Annotated in this window: 16 protein-coding genes and 1 pseudogene; 8 read left to right on the plus strand and 9 right to left on the minus strand. The window is 72.6% G+C overall.

The window, feature by feature from the left end; genetic code table 11:
* The first annotated feature begins 13 nt into the window (after positions 1-13).
* Positions 14-475 carry a hypothetical protein gene (locus ACWDX7_RS10185; protein ID WP_451491812.1) on the plus strand — a complete coding sequence of 154 codons (462 nt, stop codon included), beginning with the start codon at positions 14-16 and terminating at the stop codon, positions 473-475.
* A gap of 33 nt (positions 476-508) precedes the next feature.
* Here the strand turns inward: ACWDX7_RS10185 and ACWDX7_RS10190 are convergent, their stop codons facing one another.
* Positions 509-748 (minus strand): antitoxin MazE7, encoded by a 240-nt coding sequence (locus tag ACWDX7_RS10190; RefSeq protein ID WP_451491813.1) that lies wholly within the window; start codon positions 746-748, stop codon positions 509-511.
* A 158-nt stretch (positions 749-906) separates the two neighbouring features.
* Here ACWDX7_RS10190 and ACWDX7_RS10195 point away from each other — a divergent pair, with 158 nt between their 5' ends.
* On the plus strand, positions 907-2,943 hold the full coding sequence (locus ACWDX7_RS10195) for a prolyl oligopeptidase family serine peptidase (RefSeq protein WP_451491814.1): 2,037 nt from the start codon (positions 907-909) through the stop codon (positions 2,941-2,943).
* Positions 2,944-2,960: 17 nt separating this feature from the next.
* On the opposite strand, the gene ACWDX7_RS10200 is transcribed toward ACWDX7_RS10195, so the two are convergent.
* Together ACWDX7_RS10200 and ACWDX7_RS10205 are read right to left on the minus strand one after the other, a co-directional pair.
* Positions 2,961-3,158, minus strand: a complete 198-nt coding sequence (locus ACWDX7_RS10200) for a hypothetical protein (RefSeq protein WP_451491815.1) — start codon at positions 3,156-3,158, stop codon at positions 2,961-2,963.
* Positions 3,159-3,287: 129 nt separating this feature from the next.
* Positions 3,288-3,542, minus strand: a complete 255-nt coding sequence (locus ACWDX7_RS10205; RefSeq protein WP_451491816.1) for a hypothetical protein — start codon at positions 3,540-3,542, stop codon at positions 3,288-3,290.
* Positions 3,543-3,777: 235 nt separating this feature from the next.
* Between ACWDX7_RS10205 and ACWDX7_RS10210 the strand changes: the two genes are divergently transcribed.
* Positions 3,778-5,616 carry a serine/threonine-protein kinase gene (locus ACWDX7_RS10210; protein WP_451491817.1) on the plus strand — a complete coding sequence of 613 codons (1,839 nt, stop codon included), beginning with the start codon at positions 3,778-3,780 and terminating at the stop codon, positions 5,614-5,616.
* Between the two features lie 93 nt (positions 5,617-5,709).
* Here the strand turns inward: ACWDX7_RS10210 and ACWDX7_RS10215 are convergent, their stop codons facing one another.
* The 3 genes from ACWDX7_RS10215 to ACWDX7_RS10225 all read right to left on the minus strand — a co-directional run bounded on the left by ACWDX7_RS10215 (position 5,710) and on the right by ACWDX7_RS10225 (position 9,012).
* Positions 5,710-7,095: a nucleotide sugar dehydrogenase gene (locus ACWDX7_RS10215; RefSeq protein WP_451491818.1), complete on the minus strand. Its 1,386-nt coding sequence runs from the start codon at positions 7,093-7,095 to the stop codon at positions 5,710-5,712.
* 93 nt (positions 7,096-7,188) lie between these two features.
* Complete coding sequence (locus tag ACWDX7_RS10220) at positions 7,189-7,383, minus strand: hypothetical protein (protein WP_451491819.1); 195 nt, start codon at positions 7,381-7,383, stop codon at positions 7,189-7,191.
* Positions 7,384-7,491: 108 nt separating this feature from the next.
* A complete protein-coding gene (locus ACWDX7_RS10225) occupies positions 7,492-9,012 on the minus strand; it encodes a hypothetical protein (protein ID WP_451491820.1) in 1,521 nt (506 codons plus the stop codon).
* A gap of 151 nt (positions 9,013-9,163) precedes the next feature.
* Between ACWDX7_RS10225 and ACWDX7_RS10230 the strand changes: the two genes are divergently transcribed.
* A complete protein-coding gene (locus ACWDX7_RS10230; RefSeq protein ID WP_451491821.1) occupies positions 9,164-9,907 on the plus strand; it encodes an SOS response-associated peptidase in 744 nt (247 codons plus the stop codon).
* A 27-nt stretch (positions 9,908-9,934) separates the two neighbouring features.
* Here ACWDX7_RS10230 and ACWDX7_RS10235 read toward each other — a convergent pair whose 3' ends face one another.
* Positions 9,935-10,555 carry an L-threonylcarbamoyladenylate synthase gene (locus tag ACWDX7_RS10235; RefSeq protein WP_451491822.1) on the minus strand — a complete coding sequence of 207 codons (621 nt, stop codon included), beginning with the start codon at positions 10,553-10,555 and terminating at the stop codon, positions 9,935-9,937.
* 329 nt (positions 10,556-10,884) lie between these two features.
* Positions 10,885-11,085 carry a hypothetical protein gene (locus ACWDX7_RS10240; RefSeq protein WP_451491823.1) on the minus strand — a complete coding sequence of 67 codons (201 nt, stop codon included), beginning with the start codon at positions 11,083-11,085 and terminating at the stop codon, positions 10,885-10,887.
* A gap of 345 nt (positions 11,086-11,430) precedes the next feature.
* Here ACWDX7_RS10240 and ACWDX7_RS10245 point away from each other — a divergent pair, with 345 nt between their 5' ends.
* Positions 11,431-12,219, plus strand: a complete 789-nt coding sequence (locus ACWDX7_RS10245) for a peptidoglycan recognition protein family protein (protein WP_451491824.1) — start codon at positions 11,431-11,433, stop codon at positions 12,217-12,219.
* Between the two features lie 169 nt (positions 12,220-12,388).
* Entirely contained in the window at positions 12,389-12,985 is a 597-nt protein-coding gene (locus ACWDX7_RS10250; protein ID WP_451491825.1) for a putative glycolipid-binding domain-containing protein, read from the plus strand.
* 7 nt (positions 12,986-12,992) lie between these two features.
* On the opposite strand, the gene ACWDX7_RS10255 is transcribed toward ACWDX7_RS10250, so the two are convergent.
* The gene (locus ACWDX7_RS10255) at positions 12,993-13,451 is read right to left on the minus strand and encodes an LIC_13387 family protein (RefSeq protein ID WP_451491826.1); all 459 of its coding nucleotides are present in this window, start codon (positions 13,449-13,451) and stop codon (positions 12,993-12,995) included.
* A 601-nt stretch (positions 13,452-14,052) separates the two neighbouring features.
* On the opposite strand from ACWDX7_RS10255, the gene ACWDX7_RS10260 reads away from it, so the two are divergent.
* Both ACWDX7_RS10260 and ACWDX7_RS10265 read left to right on the plus strand, forming a co-directional pair.
* Positions 14,053-14,631: an RNA polymerase sigma factor gene (locus tag ACWDX7_RS10260; protein ID WP_451491827.1), complete on the plus strand. Its 579-nt coding sequence runs from the start codon at positions 14,053-14,055 to the stop codon at positions 14,629-14,631.
* Between the two features lie 887 nt (positions 14,632-15,518).
* Positions 15,519-16,334 (plus strand): annotated as a pseudogene (locus ACWDX7_RS10265) (IclR family transcriptional regulator); the annotation flags it as partial.
* Between the last annotated feature and the right edge of the window lie 143 nt (positions 16,335-16,477).

A 16,477-nucleotide genomic window follows, 5' to 3' on the forward strand; every position in this document is an offset into this window, starting at 1 on the left:
GAGACGACCAACCATGTCCCACAACCGCCGCAGCGTCCTCGGCGCCGCTCTCGCCCTGCCCGCCACGCTGACCGCGGGCAGCCTGCTCACCGCTTCGCCGGCCGGCGCCGTGGAGGCCGCGGCCGCCGTCGAGGCCCAGCCGTGGGCCGACATCCTCCTTGAGCCCGGCATCACCCCGCAGTCGGGCGCTACCCCGCCCCAGGTCCGTCTGATCACCATCGCCGGCACCGTCTTCCTGCAGGCGCGTGGCGCCGTGTACTGCCGCCTCACCGCCGACGCCCAGATCGGCACGCTCCCCAGCGCCATGCGGCCCACGTGGTACGTCCGGGCCGCGACCTCGCGCAACAATAGCCAGGGCATCAACGCCTGCCGCTTCGAGGTCAACCCGTCCGGCGCCGTGTCCATCTACGGCGGCAACGCGGGCAATCCGATCACCTGGATCCAGTTCGACTCGGTCCAGGCGATCTGGCGCTGACGGTGCCCGCCCCACCGGCCGCGCCACGCCCTCTCAGGCGGCGTGGGACCCGGCCGGCCCCGGGCCGAAATCGCGCTCGAACGCCTCGCGGAAACCGGGCCGGTTGACCGCCCGCTCGAAGGCGCGGGCGGCGGCGGCGAGCCCGGCCTCATTCTCCTGGGCGGCGGCGAGCACGGCCAGATACTCGGGCAGGCTCAGCCCACGAGCCGTGGCGAGGGCGGTGAGCCGGTCGTGGACGTCGGTGTCGACCTCGACGCTGGTGGTGTCAGCCATGTTCCGAGTATGCGCGTCCCCGCCTCGCCCAGGGGTCTGTTCACCGGACACGGCAGCGGACACGGCAGTGGGAAGGGGACCGTGCCGGCACGGAACCGGCCCGACCGCCCCGACTCGGTGTGGCTCCCGGGCCCCGCCCGGCAGGCGAGAATCAGAGGGTGACTGTTGATCCTTTCCTGTGGCTGGAAGACGTCGAGGGCGAGCGCGCTCTCGCCTGGGCGGCGGACCGTACGGCGCAGACCCGCGACCTGCTGACGCGGGGACCGGAGTTCCCCGCCCTGAAGGCGGAGCTGCGCGAAGTCTTGGACGATGCCGCGCGCATCCCCTACACGACCCGCCGCGGGCCCCTGCTCTACAACTTCTGGCGGGACGCGCAGCACCCGAAGGGCGTCTGGCGTCGTACCGGACTGGCGCAGTACCGCAAGGAGGAGCCCGAGTGGGAGGTCCTCCTCGACATCGACGCCCTCGCGGCCGCGGAGGGGGAGGCCTGGGTGTGGGCCGGGGCCCGCGTGCGGTATCCGGACTACGGCCGGGCCCTGGTGAGCCTCTCGCGGGACGGCTCGGACGCGGTCGTGCTCCGCGAGTTCGACCTCGGCACCCTGGCGTTCACCGAGGACGGCTTCCGCGTGCCGGAGGCGAAGACGAGCATCGGGTGGATCGACGAGGACCACGTATTCATCGGTACCGACCTCGGACCCGGCACTCTCACGCAGTCCGGTTATCCGCGCACCGTGCGCCGCTGGCGCCGCGGCACCCCGCTGGACGAGGCGGAACTGGTCTTCGAGGCGGCAGCCGGCGACGTGTCCGCCTCGGGCTGGCACGACGCCACGCCGGGCTTCGAGCGGAGCTTCGTCGCCCGCTGCCCCGACTTCTTCACCACCGAGCTCTTCCTCCTCTCCGGTGACGGCACCCCGGTGAAGGTGGACGTACCGGACGACGCCCGCGCGTACGTCCACCGGCAGTGGCTCCTGGTCACGCCCCGGACACCGTGGCTGAACCAGCCGGCCGGATCGCTGCTCGCCTTCGACTTCGACGGCTTCATGGCGGGCGACCGCGATCCGGACGTGCTGTTCCTCCCCGACGCGCACACCGCGCTGTCGGGGCACTCCTGGACGCGGCGCCATCTGATCCTGGAGGTCTTCGCGGACGTGGCCACGCGGATGGAGGTGCTCACCCCCGGCCCGGCCGGGTGGAGGCGCGGGCCGCTGGCCGAGGTGCCACCGCTGTCGAGCGCGACCATCACCGACACCGACCCGGACGTGAGCGACGAGTACTTCCTGGACGTGGAGTCCTTCCTCCAGCCCTCAACGCTCTACCGGGGCGAGATCGGGTCCGGCAGCGAAATCCTGAAGTCGGCCCCGGCCCACTTCGAGCCCGCCGGGCTGTCGACCCGCCAGTTCTTCGCCGTCTCGCCCGACGGCACCCGCGTCCCGTACTTCGTCATCGGCCCGGACGGGAGCACCGCCGCCCCCGGCGGCCCCGGCCCGACGCTGCTGTACGGGTACGGCGGCTTCGAAGTCTCCATGACCCCGCACTACAGCGGTGTCCGCGGCAAGGCCTGGCTGGCTCGGGGCGGTACGTACGTAGTCGCCAACATCCGCGGCGGCGGAGAGTACGGGCCGCTCTGGCACCAGGCCGCGCTGGGGGCCGACCGGGTCCGTGCCTTCGAGGACTTCGCCGCGGTGGCCGCCGACCTGACGGCCCGGGGCATCACCACCCCCGACCGGCTGGGCATCGCTGGCGGCAGCAACGGCGGCCTGCTCATGGGCGCCATGCTCACGCGCTGCCCCGAGCTGTTCGGCGCCGTCGTCGCGGAAGCACCGCTGCTGGACATGCTGCGCTTCCACCGGCTGCTGGCCGGAGCCTCGTGGATCGCCGAGTACGGCGACCCCGACGACCCCGCGGACCGGATCCACCTGGAGCGGTACTCGCCGTACCACCGGCTGTCCGCGCGGGAGGTCTATCCGCCGCTGCTGCTGATGACCTCGACCCGTGACGACCGCGTCCACCCCGGCCACGCCCGCAAGATGGCCGCCCGGATGCTCGAACTCGGCCACCGGGTCCTCTTCCACGAACACACCGGCGGCGGTCATGCCGGCGCCACCGACAACGAACAGACCGCCTTCAACCAGGCCCTGATCCACACCTTCCTCGACCAGCACCTCGGCCGCCGCAAGGGCGCCGCCCAGCGGTGACCGACCCTCGCGCGGCCTCACGCGTCGTTGAAGCCGCGCAGGTCAGCGTCCACACCCCGGTAGAGGTGATCGACATCTGGTTCCAGATCGAGCATGTCGAGGAAGACGGCGAGTTCGGCGGCGCCACGGGCATGCCGCGCGACGGTCTGCCGGGCGGCACGGCGCTCATCCCCGGCCTTCGCCGTATTGCGGGGGCTTTCGTCGGCACGGTCCATGCCGACGATCCGAACACGCCCCGGAGTCCGGCGCATCACACGTGCCGCCGTTCGCCCGCCGCCCGCGGCTTGCGCCCCGCAGCGGGCCGCCGCGGAGCCACGGGCGGCGGCCGTCCTCGGCCGTGCCGTCTACGTGCGGCTTTCCCCAGCGGTATGGACGGCAGCCATGCAGCGGGCGCAGTATCGGTCGAAGGCGCTGTCGGGAAGCGCTTCGATGGGCCGAGGGGGTTCCAGGTGGCACCCGCACAGGGTGCGCGCGGTTCCGTCCTTGGCTATGACGTGCCAGAACAGTTCGCGTCGGTCGCCGGTGGACTCGGCGCGCATCTCGTACATGGGCGTGCCCTTCTGGCTGTGCGGCGGGACGGGACCGGTCCCGTACTCCATGAGAGTGCACCAGCCTCGAAGAGGCCAACGGAGGTACGCCAACAGGTGGAAACAGAGTTGCCGCAGGTTTGAACGGAGGTTGGAACGGAGGTTTGGACGCGGCGGCGCGGAGTCCGCTCCCGCAGTGGTGGACGTGGGGAGGGCGTGTGCGGCGGTCAGCAGAACGGGCGCCGACGCTCCGTCCTTGGATAAGGTGCCGTTCGATATCGGCGTTCTGCGTGGGAGACATGACTTGATGAGTGGCCAGCAGCCGGACCGGGACGGCAATGCTCAGGTCTTCCAGCCGCTTGGGGGAGACGACCCGACCACGATCGCCGGATACCGGTTGGCCGCCAAGCTCGGCGCGGGCGGCATGGGCAAGGTGTACCTGTCGTACACGCCCGGCGGGAGGCCCGTGGCCATCAAGGTGATCCGCCCCGAATTCGGCGAAGACCCCGAATTCCGCCGCCGCTTCGCCCAGGAGGTGCAGTCCGCGCAGCGCGTGCAGGGCCTGTTCACCGCCCCCGTGATCGACGCCGACACCGACGGCGCCCAGCCCTGGCTGGCGACCGCCTACGTACCGGGCCCCTCGCTCGCCGACGCGGTCGTCGCGCACGGCGCGCTGCCCGTCGACACCGTGCTGCTGCTCATCGCCGGCATGGCGGAGGCCTTGCAAGTCATCCACGGCGCGGGAATCGTGCACCGCGACCTCAAGCCGTCCAATGTGCTGCTCGCCGCCGACGGCCCCCGCGTCATCGACTTCGGTATCGCCTACGCCGCCGACGCGACCTCGCTCACCGGCAGCGGTGTCACCATCGGCACCCCCTCCTTCATGGCTCCGGAGCAGGCCGCCGGGCGCAGGGTCACCCCGGCCACCGACATCTTCGCGCTCGGGCAGGTCGCGGCGTACGCGGCGACGGGTGCTCCGGCGTTCGGCGAGGGGACCTCGCACGGGGTGCTCTACCGGATCGTCCACGAGGAGCCCGACCTCAGCGCGGTCCCGGAGCGGCTGCTGCCGCTGGTCACCCGCTGCCTCGCCAAGGACCCCGAGGCCAGGCCGTCGATCCCCGAGATCATCCAGCTCTGCCAGAGCGCGAACGCGGAGACGGTGCTGCGGCGTCCCGAGGAGTGGCTGCCGGGATCGGTCGCCGCCGACATCACGGTCCGCGCGGCGGCCCCCGCCCCGGTCCAGACCCCGCCGCCGCCGACCTCCGCGCCCTCCGCCGCCTACTCGCCCACCACTCCGGTCTCCCCGGCCTCACCGCCCCCCGGCTACGGGCCCCCCACGACGCCCCGGACGCCGCAGGCCCCGCTCACCGCGCAGCCGCACGGGCAGCACCGCACGCCGGTGCCCACGCCCTCCCCGGCCCATGCCCACCACTACGCGCCGACCCAGTTCCCCGGCCACGTGCCGACGCACGCCCAAACGCACGGGCTGCACGGGCAGCAGACCTACCCCGGACACCCCGGGGGCCCGGCGGCCAGCCCCCCGAGGAGCCGGGGCCACCGGGGCACGGCCATCGCCGTCGCCGCCGCGCTGATCTTCGGCATCTCGGGCGCCGGTACGGCGTACTTCCTGCTCAAGGACAAGGGGGAGCAGACGCGGACCGGGGGCTCCTCCCAGGGGCAGCAGAACGAGGCCGGGGGCACGGCGGGCGCTGCCAAGCCCGATGCCAAGCCGGACGCCAAGGCCGATCCGAAGCCCACCGACTTCAAGGGCATCAACCTCACGGCCGGCTACCACCTGACGCTCGGGGACGACGACGTGCGGCCGCAGCAGGGCGAGGACGGCGGGTACGAGCTGTCCTACGACACCGGCGGCTACATCGACGCGGAGACCGCACAGGGGAACCTGGTGCTGCTCGACCCGGGGCAGGAGGGATCCCTCGCCGCCTGCCGTGCGGATACCCGCTACACCAAGAACATCTACGTGAACAAGCTCTCGAAGGGCCGGCAGGTCTGCGTCACCACGGGTACGGGGCACATGGCCCTCGTGACCGTCCAGGGCTTCTCGGCCGAGGGATCGCCCAGCAAGTACATGACGCTGGACTTGACCGTCTGGCGCAATGCCGTGGGCTCCGGCTCCAGGAGCTGAAGCGCTTTCGACGGCGGGGGAGCGCCGTGGCGCGGTGGACGGCCGCAACATCCAGGGGGCGGGGAGCGGGAACGGCCGGGCGGGCGCAGCCGCTCAGGGGCGGCGGTGGGCCGCCTTCTCGGGTGGCGCGGCGGGCATCCGGTCCGGTGCCGGGGCCGGGGTGCTGCCGGTGTCGGCCCGGCGCGGTCCCATGGAGCGGTAGAGCAGCGGCGCGGCGGTCATCACGCGCATCGGCAGACAGTTCTTGGTGTCGACGACGACCCGTGGCGCGGCCATCCGCACGGCCAGGTCGTGCCAGTCGGCCTCCATGATCTCGGGCCAGTCGGTGAGTACGAGGGCGGCTTCCGCTCCGCCGAGGGCCTCCTGCAGGCTCGCGGCGACCTCGACCCCCGGGAAGTAGGCGGTGATCTGCTCCGCCGTGAGGGTGGGTTCGAAGACGCGCATCCGCACACCGAGCGTCCCCAGTTCGGGGACGAGACTCATGCACGGAGCGTCGCGCAGATCGTCGGTCCAGGGCTGGTAGCGCAGGCCGAGAACGGCGACGGTGGCCTCGCCCGAAAGGAGCCGGGCCGCGCCGAGCGTTTCCTCGATGATGCGTACGCTGCGCAGCTGCTGGATCTGGTTGGCGGCGATGGCGGCTTCGATCACGGGGAGCGGACACCTGGCCAGGCGGGACCAGTGGCGCAGCGCGAGGGTGTCCTTGGGCAGGCAGGAGCCCGCGTATCCGCCCTCGGCGCGCAAGAACGCCGGCCCGATGCGCGGGTCGAGTCCCGTGCCGGTGAGCACGTCGTCGATATCGGCCCCGGTGCCCTCGCACAGGGTGATCAGGTCGCCGACGAAGCTCACCTTGGTGGCCAAGAAGGCGTTGCTCCCGTACTTGATCACCTCTGCGGACGTGGGGTCCGTGATGAGGAGCGGGGCGTCGATGCCCCGGTACAGGTCCTTCACTTCCTCCACCAGGCCCCTGCGCGACAGCCCGGCGACCAGGCGGGCGGGCCGGCGCCAGTCGTCGATGGCCGCCCCCTGGTTCAGGAACTCGGGGCTGTAGGCGTAGCGATCGCCCAGGCGTCCGGCGAGGGGCCCGGCGAGCCAGGCCGCGCTGGTGCCGGGCGGAATCGTGCTCTTGACCATGATCAGGCCGGGGAGGGGGTCCAGACCGAGCACGCTCGTCAGCGCCGCGGTCACCTGGCGCAGGTCCGGGCGTCCGGAGGCGGTGGGAGGGGAACCGACCGCGATCACCACGGCCTCCAGGGGCTCCGGGATCTGGGCCAGGCCGGAGGTGAAGGACAGGCTCTGCGTATCGAGGGCGGCGGCCAGCGGAATGCACAGGCCGGGCTCCTCGAACGGAAGCCGACCCCCGGCCAGCTGCGCGACCCGGTCGGGAGCACTGTCCACGCCGATCACCACATGGCCCTGCTCGGCCAGACCCAGCGCGGCCGTCAGTCCGACATAGCCCATGCCCACGACACCGACACGCATAACGGCTCCTTGTTCTTCCCCGGCTGGTGGATCGGGTCGCAGCGGGAAGGCACCTGTTCCCGGTCGGTCCCGCTGTGCCGCCGGCGTGTGAGGTCAGGTGTGCGGGCGGCTGCTGGTCCAGCCGTGGCCGCCCGCGCGTCCTTCTTCGCGGGGCATGCGGGGACGGGCGCCGGGCGCCCGGTCGTTGAAGCCGCCGAAGACACCGACCGGTCCGGTCCCGGGGGCAGTATCCGCCGGCGGGGCGAAAACGATCTCGGTCAGGCCCTTACGGGAAGTGTGTTCCAGCATGGGGAGCTCCTGAGGGAAATGCAGGCTGCGCGTCCATCGTCAGTCCGCGCCACCGCACCCGCATCCGGGCACGGCACCGCGGTCCGGGATCCGCCCGTTCGCGATCACCTAGGGACGGGCGGGTACGGGGACCGCGCGCGTGGCAGGGCCCAGGTACGCCCGCATCTCGCCGGTGCCCGGCAGCCCGCGCAGCTCGTGGCCGCGCCAGCCGCGGGCGTACGGGGGCGGCGGCGCGTCGCCCCGTACGAGGACGGCCACGGGACGGGTGCGGGCGGCGGCCGCCAGCGCGGCCGGGGTGATGCTGCCATCGTGCCCGCCGGTCTGACGGGACGCGCACCCGGCGCGGAACGCGATCCGGACGGCCTCCTCCCCGCTCACGATGCACGGTGGGCGCACTCCCTGGCGGCGAAGGTCCGCCGCCAGCCGCGCGAAGGCCGCGTGGTTCGCGCGGCCACGGTCGCTCACGCGGTCGAGGACGAGGTACTGCACCGTCAGGTGAGCGCACACGGCGAGTGCCAGGGCGGCCGCGAAGACCGGGCGCCGGCGCGCCGCCGCGGCCAGCCGCGTCAGGCACAGCGCCGTCGGCAGCGCGAGCAGGGCGTAGGCGGGCAGCAGGAAGCGCGGGGCCGCGTACCCGATCAGCAGCAGGTACGGCACCGCGAGGGACAGTGCGGCCAGGGCCGCCAGCAGCACGGGCGCCAGGAGCCGCCGCCGGGCCGCCGCCAGCACCCCGCCCGCGGTGAGCAGGGGCAGGGCGAACCACCACAGGGAGGCGACGGGATGGCGCAAGGGCACGTCGCAGGGGCGGCACAGCGTCCGCCCCTGCAATGCCCGTACGTGGTCGTCGAAGGCGAGGTTCCAGCCCAGGTGGCCCTGGATCTCGCTGGCACGCCTGAGCCGGGGGAGGAGCCCGCCGTAGCGCACGTAGGCCTCCACCACCCATTCCGCGCTGCCGAGGGCCGCGCCCGCGGCGAGCACGAGCAGCAGCACCGGCCTGCGCCACGGCCTCACCCACAGCACGGCGGCGATGAGGGGCAGGGCGAGCCACAACGCGTCCGTGGGCCGCATCAGCGCGGCGAGCGCCACGCCCGCTCCGAGACCGGCCAGCGCCCGGCGATCGGACGGGTCCCGCGCGGCCCTCAGGAAGCAGCCGACCGCGATCAGCGCCCCGTACGCGACCCAGAGGTTGGGCATCGCCTGCGGGCCGTACAGCACCGTGATCCACAGCCCGGCGAACAGGGCGCCGGCGACGGTGAGGACGGTGAGGGGGAGCAAGCGCCGCCAGACCCACAGGGACAGCAGCAGGCCGGCCGCCGACAGCACGGTGAGGTAGATCCGCAGCGCCTCCACCGATGAGGTCAGCGCGACGACGGGCGCGACGAGGAGGGTGATGCCGCGGGCCCGGGGAGCGCTGAAGAAGGCAGCCGGGGCCTGCGGGCTCACCTGGCTGACGTACACGGTCTCGTCCCATCCGAGACCCGAGCCGGGTATGACCATCAGCAGCTGGGCGACCGCGTACACCGCGGCGACCCCGCCGAGCCAGCGGAGATCGCGCCTGGCCGTCCGGCTCCGGCCGGGGCGGGGCCCCTCGCCCTGCGGGTTCGGAGCGACGGCTGAAGTCTGCGTCATGGCCGGACCTCGTGGACTGTAGGGGGCGTGGGAGCGGAGACATCGCGTCTGCTCACCACGCTGCCCCCCGGCCGCCGTCCCTGCCATTCCTCTGTACGGCACTCGGACCAGTGCGGCGCGCGGGCCGGGACCGCATGGCAGGCTGGGAACCATGTGCGGTCGTTACGTCTCCACCCGCAGCCCCGAGGACCTCACCCGCCTGTTCCGGGTCACCCGCTGGAACCTGGAGCAGGTGGTGGACCCCAGCTGGAACGTCGCACCCACCGATGCCGTGTGGGCGGTACTGGAACGCCCCGACCGCCGGACCGGGGCGCTGGAACGGCAGTTGCGGACGCTGCGCTGGGGCCTGGTGCCGTCCTGGTCGAGGAGCCCGGACGGCGGGGTGAAGATGATCAACGCGCGGGTCGAGACCGTGCACGAGAAGCCGGCCTTCCGCCGCGCCTTCGCCCAACGCCGGTGCCTGCTGCCCGCGGACGGCTTCTACGAGTGGCAGAGCGTCCCCGCGAGGGGCAAAGCGAAGGCGTACAAGCAGCCGTACTTCATCGGGCCCGAGGACGGGGGCGTGATGGCGATGGCCGGGCTCTACGAGTTCTGGCGCGACCGCGGGGTCGAGGACGAGGACGATCCGGCGGCCTGGTGGACCACCTGCACGGTCATCACCACCGATGCCACCGACGCGGCCGGCCGCATCCACCCGCGCATGCCCCTGACCATCAGCGCCGCCGACTACGACACCTGGCTCGACCCCGCCCACCAGGACCCGCGGGAACTGCGGGCCCTGCTGGCCGCTCCGGCCGGCGGGCACCTGGATGTCCGCCCGGTCACGACCGCGGTCAACGACGTGCGCAACAACGGTCCCGAACTCCTGGACCCGGCGCCCGACATCAGCGGCTGACCGCGCCGGGCGGCCGTAGCAGCGCGGCTACTCGAAGCGCGTGGCGTCGCCCGCGCCGCGGCGTACGATCTCGATTCCGCCGCCGGAGAAGTCGATGACCGTGGTCGGTTCGGTGCCGCAGTCACCGGAATCGACCACGGCGTCCACCACGTGGTCGAGCCGTTCCTTGATCTCCCAGCCCTGCGTCAGCGGCTCGCTCTCCTCCGGCAGCAGCAGCGTGCTGGAGACCAGCGGCTCACCGAGTTCGGCCAGCAGCGCCTGGGTGACGGCGTGATCCGGAATCCGGACGCCGACCGTCTTCTTCTTCGGGTGCATCAGCTGGCGCGGTACTTCCTTCGTCGCGGGGAGGATGAAGGTGTAGCTGCCGGGCGTCGCGGCCTTGATCGCGCGGAACACATCGTTGTCGAGGTGGACGAACTGACCCAGCTGCGCGAAGTTCTGGCACACCAGGGTGAAGTGGTGACGGTCGTCGAGGTTGCGGATCGACCGGATCCTGTCGATCCCCTCGCGACTGCCCAGCCGGCAGCCCAGTGCGTAACAGGAGTCCGTCGGGTATGCGACGAGCGCGTCGGCGCGGATCAGGTCGGCCACACTGCCGATGGTGCGACGCTGAGGATTTTCGGGATGTACATCGAAATACTTCGCCATCCGCCGACCCTACGCGATGCAGGTCCTCCCGCTGGGTGGACAGGGGCGGCGTGGGATCGGGTGGGGCGGGGCCGGATCCGAACGGTGCGCAGGGGCCGGCCCGTTCCCGACGGCGCGCCGTCCTGGGCGGCGCTCCGGGTGGGGAAGCGGAGTCGCCGCCGAAGCGGCCGCCTCCCCGGCGGGGGGAAGGCGGCCGCTTCGGTGGACGGTGACGACCGGGTGGCCGGCCGACGGGCTCCGGACGCGGCCACGCGGCCGCTGTGGCGGCGCGGGCGGGCCCCTGAGCCCTGCCTGCCCGACCGCCGGGGCCGCACGGGGAGCGGTTGGATTCAGGCGGGTGCGGGGGGCTGCTGCGCCGGAGGGGTACCGCCGCCCTCTCCGCCGCCCTTCGCACCCTTGTCCGTCCCGTGAGCATGCTTGCCCGCCGCGGCCTCCTTGGCGGCATTCGCGGCCTTGAGTGACTGACTGTCCTGCGGGGTGGCGCCGCCCTTGTCGCTGCGCCGGATCCCGGGATCCTGTGGTTTCGGCACGTTCGACTCCTCCCAAGCTGGTGGTGCGCGAGTGTTCGGCTATAGCGGCGCCTGCCCCGCAGGCGCCGTCCGACACGTGGCTTCCTGACCGATTGCCCCGGCCGGTCGGGTACGGGCCGAAGCGGCCCCGCGACAGCACGGGACGCGTCCAAACGGGGCCGGTGTGCCGAGGAGAGACGTTGCTTCTTGATCACTTGGTCGTTGGGCGGTACGTGCGGCGGCGGTGCCGGCCGCGTCCCACACCACCGCTCGCGAGAGAGACCCCCCATGTGTGCTCACGCCCTCGCCGCGGCCCTCGCCGTGGCATGGACACCACTGACACGCCGACGTCCCCAGCGCCCGTCCATGACGCCCGGCGCCCCGTCGCGGATCACCCGTCGTACGGTCCTCACCGGTGCCCTCGGCTTCGGAGCGGCGACGGCGTGGCCGTCGACCCCGGCCTCAGCGAGGGCGACGACGGCCGCGTCCGCGGCGGCATCGGCGGCCTCCGGCCCGGAAATCTTCGGCTGCGAGGCGTGGGGCGCCCGCCCGGCCGCCGAGCCCGTCGCCATCCTCTCCACACCCCCGCAGCGGATCATCGTGCACCACACGGCCACCACGAACGTCGAGGACTATTCCCGAGAGCGCGCCTTCGCCGTCGCGCGGGCGATCCAGACGTACCACATGGACACGCAGGGCTGGATCGACACCGGCCAGCATTTCACCGTCAGCCGCGGCGCCTACGTCACCGAAGGCCGTCACCACAGCCTCGCGGAACTGGCCGCCGGTTACCGGCAGGTCCGCTCCGCCCACTGCGTCGGACAGAACAACCAGGCCGTGGGGATCGAGAACGAAGGCACCTACACGAGCGTGGAGCCGCCGGCCCGGCAGTACGAAGCCCTGGTCGCCCTCTGCGCACACGTCTGCCGCCAGTACCGCCTGCCGCCCTCCGAGATCCACGGACACCGGGACTTCAACAGCACGGACTGCCCCGGCGACCGCCTGTACGCCCTCCTGCCCCGGCTGCGCCAGGACGTCGCCGCCCGGCTGGGGCAACGGCTGTGGCCGGGAACCGCACCCGACTTGCGGGACCTCTGGACCGGCCAGGCGGAGTACCTCCCGCCCGGCGCGCTGGACGCGGAACCGGCCCGATAGGAGCCGGCCGGCGGCACACGGACGGCCTCAGCCCGCGGGGCACCGCCGGGCCGACCGAGTGGACCGGGGCGAGGCCCGGCGCCGCCGCGCGGGGACCACCGGCAGCGGCCGGCGCCGCCGCGCGCCGGGTTCCCGCTCCTTTACGCCGGCCCGGCGTAGGCTCGACCGCATGAGCTCCCGACACCTCGTGCGCACCTGGGAGATCCTCCCGAGCAGGGGATACTCGACGGCTTGGCTGGACCTCACCGAACGCCGTCTCACCGCGCGGGGGCGGGACATGGGTCTGCTCCCCGAGCCGTACTGGGTCACGTACACCCTGGACACGGCCGACGACTACGTGACCTCGCGCCTGTACGCCACGGTCGAGACGGCAGGGGCCACCAGGACGCTGGACCTGCGCAACGACGCGGGCCGCTGGACGGTGGACGGCGCATACCGCCCGGACCTCGACGGCGCCCTCGACTGCGACCTGGGCCTGTGCCCCCTCACCAACACCATGCCGGTCCTGCGCCACGGCCTGCACCGGCAGCCCGGAACCGAGCCCCATCCCTTCCTCATGGCCTGGGTGTCGGTCCCCGGCCTGGAAGTCAGCCCGATCCGGCAGACGTACACCCATCTGGCCCGCGCCGAGCACGGCGCCCGCATCCGCTATGAGTCCGGCGACTTCCGCAGCGATGTCGAGTTCGACGTCGACGGTCTCGTCCTCGACTACCCGGTCCTGGCGACGGCCCTCACCCGTACCTCCCCGCCCTCCTCGTCCGCCTGAGACCCGGTCAGGGCGCCGCCCGGCGCAGCGACAGGGCGAGGGCGCAGCTGGTGACGGTGAGCACGACGATCGGCGGCGGGGGCAGCAGCAGGACGGATACCGCCAGGCCGCCGAGCGAGGCGGCGAGCGTGATCCATCCGAAGGCGGTGCGCCGCTCCACCAGGGCCGGGGAGTGCCGGACGGCGGTGAGTGCGAGCAGTCCGCAGGCGATGGCGAACAGGGCCATGACGAGGCTCATGCCGTGGAACACGTCGAGCGTGCTGCGTTCCAGACCCAGCAGGCTCATGCCCGATTCCCGCATGGCCGCCGATGTGGCTTCTTGTCGCGGAGTCGGGTCGCCCAGCGCCAGAGCGGCGGTGAGGGCGAGGTGCCCCGTACCCAACACGACGAAGCCGGCGGCCCCTGCGGTGAAGAGCCGGACGGATGTGGCCGGCTGAGGGAGGACGGACGGAGCGGTCGCGTTCACCTTGGCTCCTTGAGTAGTAGGTCGACTTCGGTACACCCTCTACAGCTGTAGAGGGTGCAGAGGGAACTCTACACCTGTAGAGCCGGGGTGCGTCCATGCCTCCTGGAAGGCACCGGTCCGTCCGTCCATCCGCCCGTCCCCCGAGAGCCGCTCCGCTCCCGCGCGCAGGTGTCTCCCCCGTTCGGTCGGTGGTGCGCGGGTGCGAGGGGGCGTGCGAAGAAGCGAATGCGCCATTTCCGGAGAACTTTCAGCGACCGGCTTGCACGTTGGGGTGCCTTTTTCGATGGGGTGGTGTTCATGAGCGCTCGACACTCGACGCTCGACGGCTGCCGGACGCGGGGGACAGGCAGGCGGGTTCCGCTCACTTCACTGGAAGGTTTCACGCCGACGTGAATCTTGCCGAGATGGTCGCCCTCGTACTGATAACCGCCACCGCGGTCCGTGTGTCCGCCGTTGAAGTGTCCAGGCGGCCGCCGGGCGCGGGTGCACGGGTCCGACCGGCCGGGATGCCGGCCTGCCACCACCCCGCCGCCCGCCCGGTCCGCCACCGTGAGGTGACCGCCTCCCGAGCGGCCGCCACAGAGCAACCCTGGGGAAGTGCATGAGCGAAGGCGAGTTCGACCCTTCAGGAGACCAGGCGGTCTCCAGCGAACTGGCCGGTGTCCTGCCGGTGGAGTTCACGGCTTTCCACTCCCAGCACCACCGCGCCTACTTGCGCTACGCCCACTTGCAACTGGGCTCCCGCAAGGACGCCGAGGACCTCGTCGACGACGTCTTCACCTTCTTGTTGAAGGCGTGGTGCCAGGCGCTGAAGGAGGCGAGCCTCCATGGCTTCGCGTGGGCCGTGCTGCGCGAGCACGTCGAGCGCAGGCTCGCGGTGCTGGGCCGGCCGGTGGCGATGGTGGAGACGGCCTGGTTCGCCGCCCTGCGTCGCTCCTCCAGAGAGCGGATGGAACTGCTGGAGTCCAAACTCGGCCTGTACGCGGCGATCGCGGGCTTGTCCGAACGGCACTACGACGTGGTGCTGCTGGCCTTCCTGCTGGGCTACGACTACGACACCGTTGCCCGGATGATGGGCATCTCCCCGGCCACGGTCCGCTCGCACGTCCGAGGCGCACGCCGAACCCTGTCTCAAAAACTCGGGGTGCGCTGGGTCTCCGGAGAGGAGAAGGACCAGTGAGCGACATGACGCGCGACCGCGACGCCGTGGTGGGGCGGGAGATGGGGCGGAAGCTGGACGCGGCCCTGGCCGGAGCACGGGTGCTGACGGAGGAGTACGCGGGCTATGACGAAGGAGCGGCCCGGCGCCGGGTCGCCCGCCGCATCGTGGCCGACCGGACCCGCTCGGCCTGCGGCACCTTCGCAAGCGGCACCTGGCCGGGACATCCGGCGCGGTCGCCCGCCTCGGACGACCTCGTACTGGACGCGGCCTGCCACGTGCGGGCCGCACGCGGCCTGGACGACCTGGCCTGGTCCCTGGTGGAGAGCCGCGCCTTCGCCGAGCTGGCCCTCGATGCCGGCTCGTGGCCCCACGGTGTGGACTCGGCCCTGCTGTTCGGCTGCCTCCTCCACCTGGCCGACCGCATGGAGGGCGCGCAGTTCTGGTTCCAGTACGCGGCGGGCGCCGGCTCGCGGACCGCTGCCCGCTGTCTCTACCTGCACCACCTCGCCCGCGCCGAAGCCGCCACCGCCCGCCATTGGAGGCGCCAGGCCGAGGCTCTGGCGCCGGAGGATCACCTGCCGCTCCTGCCCCAGCTCCCGGAGGGGCTCGAAGAGGCCCTCGCCGCATCCGTCATCTGGACGACGCCGCCCATCAGTACGCAGGACCTCGCCGCCGTGACCACGGGACCGGGCCGCGCCGGACGGCCCCCGTACCGGCTCCCGGCTCGGCTGCGGCGGGCCGTCACCGCGCGCGTCTGGCCGGCGGACCAGGACCTGGGAGAGGTCTACCTCCCCACGGCCAAGCTCGCGGTGGCCGTAGCGCAGTACGCGCGACTCGATCCTTTACTCGTGACGGACGGGGCGGAGGCGGCGGACGGGGCGGACGGGGCGGACGGGGCCGACGAGATGAACGGGGTGAACGCATGGGCGCTGGAGGCACTCGGGCAGCCACAGCCGACCCGCGCGGGCCGCACCTCTCCCGGAGCGCGCCCGGCGCCGGCCGCGCTGAAGGCCGTCCACCGGGCGCTACGGGTCCTGGAGGTCATCACCCGCTACTCGGGCGGCGTCAGCCTGACCCAGATCGCGCGTGAGACCCAGCTGCCGCAGCTGATGCTGGCGAAGGCGACGCAGCAGCTGGTCCAGGCGAACCTGGCCGCCCAGACCGGACCGGACGCCTACGTCGCGGGCGCGGCCCTGTCGCCGGCCGGAGCGGCCAACGAGTACGGGCGCGGGCGCGGCCACTTGCGCGAAGCCCTGGCCTGGGTGCGGGACGCGGTCGGCGCCGCCGTCTACGTCGCGCGCTATACCGACGGGGAAATCTCCATCACCCAGTACGCCGACGGCCCCACCACCCCCCTGGTGGACGAATGGGTCGACTTCCGTGCTGCTGCCCACGCCTCCGCCGTAGGCAAGGCGCTGCTCGCCCAACTGGACGACGACAGCCGGAAGGATCACCTCTGCCGCCACCGGACCACCCGCCTCACCTCGCACACCATCACCAGCGAGCAGGCCCTCTTCCACCAGCTCGACGCACGTGAACCCAACGCCCCCGTGCTCGACATGCAGGAGTACGCGCTCGGCACGGTTTGCGCGGCGGTCCCGATCACCTCGGGTCCGAACGCCGAATGCCTGGCCTTGTCCATCCCGGCCACCGACCCGCACCGTCTGCGGCAGGCGGCCCGGACCCTGCAGAGCGAAGCCGCCGCCGTCCTGCTGGCACTCATCGTCGCCGGCGACGCCGTAGGCGCACAGCGACCGGGGGCAGCGGCCGAAGCCGGCGCAGCACGGCAGGACACCACCCCGCAGGCCGACGCGGGCGGGCCGGGGGGCAGCATCCTGACCCCGACCGTTTAGGGCGGGCCTTT

The organism is Streptomyces sp. NPDC003034 (genome assembly GCF_053591375.1).

Excerpts from the sequence above, each read along its gene's own strand:
- ACWDX7_RS10190 (WP_451491813.1), bottom strand. The coding sequence starts at position 748 with ATGGCTGACACCACCAGCGTCGAGGTCGACACCGACGTCCACGACCGG.
- ACWDX7_RS10230 (WP_451491821.1), top strand. The coding sequence starts at position 9,164 with ATGTGCGGTCGTTACGTCTCCACCCGCAGCCCCGAGGACCTCACCCGC.
- ACWDX7_RS10205 (WP_451491816.1), bottom strand. The coding sequence starts at position 3,542 with ATGGAGTACGGGACCGGTCCCGTCCCGCCGCACAGCCAGAAGGGCACG.
- ACWDX7_RS10185 (WP_451491812.1), top strand. The coding sequence starts at position 14 with ATGTCCCACAACCGCCGCAGCGTCCTCGGCGCCGCTCTCGCCCTGCCC.
- ACWDX7_RS10210 (WP_451491817.1), top strand. The coding sequence starts at position 3,778 with ATGAGTGGCCAGCAGCCGGACCGGGACGGCAATGCTCAGGTCTTCCAG.
- ACWDX7_RS10250 (WP_451491825.1), top strand. The coding sequence starts at position 12,389 with ATGAGCTCCCGACACCTCGTGCGCACCTGGGAGATCCTCCCGAGCAGG.
- ACWDX7_RS10215 (WP_451491818.1), bottom strand. The coding sequence starts at position 7,095 with ATGCGTGTCGGTGTCGTGGGCATGGGCTATGTCGGACTGACGGCCGCG.
- ACWDX7_RS10225 (WP_451491820.1), bottom strand. The coding sequence starts at position 9,012 with ATGACGCAGACTTCAGCCGTCGCTCCGAACCCGCAGGGCGAGGGGCCC.
- ACWDX7_RS10260 (WP_451491827.1), top strand. The coding sequence starts at position 14,053 with ATGAGCGAAGGCGAGTTCGACCCTTCAGGAGACCAGGCGGTCTCCAGC.
- ACWDX7_RS10245 (WP_451491824.1), top strand. The coding sequence starts at position 11,431 with ATGACGCCCGGCGCCCCGTCGCGGATCACCCGTCGTACGGTCCTCACC.
- ACWDX7_RS10235 (WP_451491822.1), bottom strand. The coding sequence starts at position 10,555 with ATGGCGAAGTATTTCGATGTACATCCCGAAAATCCTCAGCGTCGCACC.
- ACWDX7_RS10200 (WP_451491815.1), bottom strand. The coding sequence starts at position 3,158 with ATGGACCGTGCCGACGAAAGCCCCCGCAATACGGCGAAGGCCGGGGAT.
- ACWDX7_RS10220 (WP_451491819.1), bottom strand. The coding sequence starts at position 7,383 with ATGCTGGAACACACTTCCCGTAAGGGCCTGACCGAGATCGTTTTCGCC.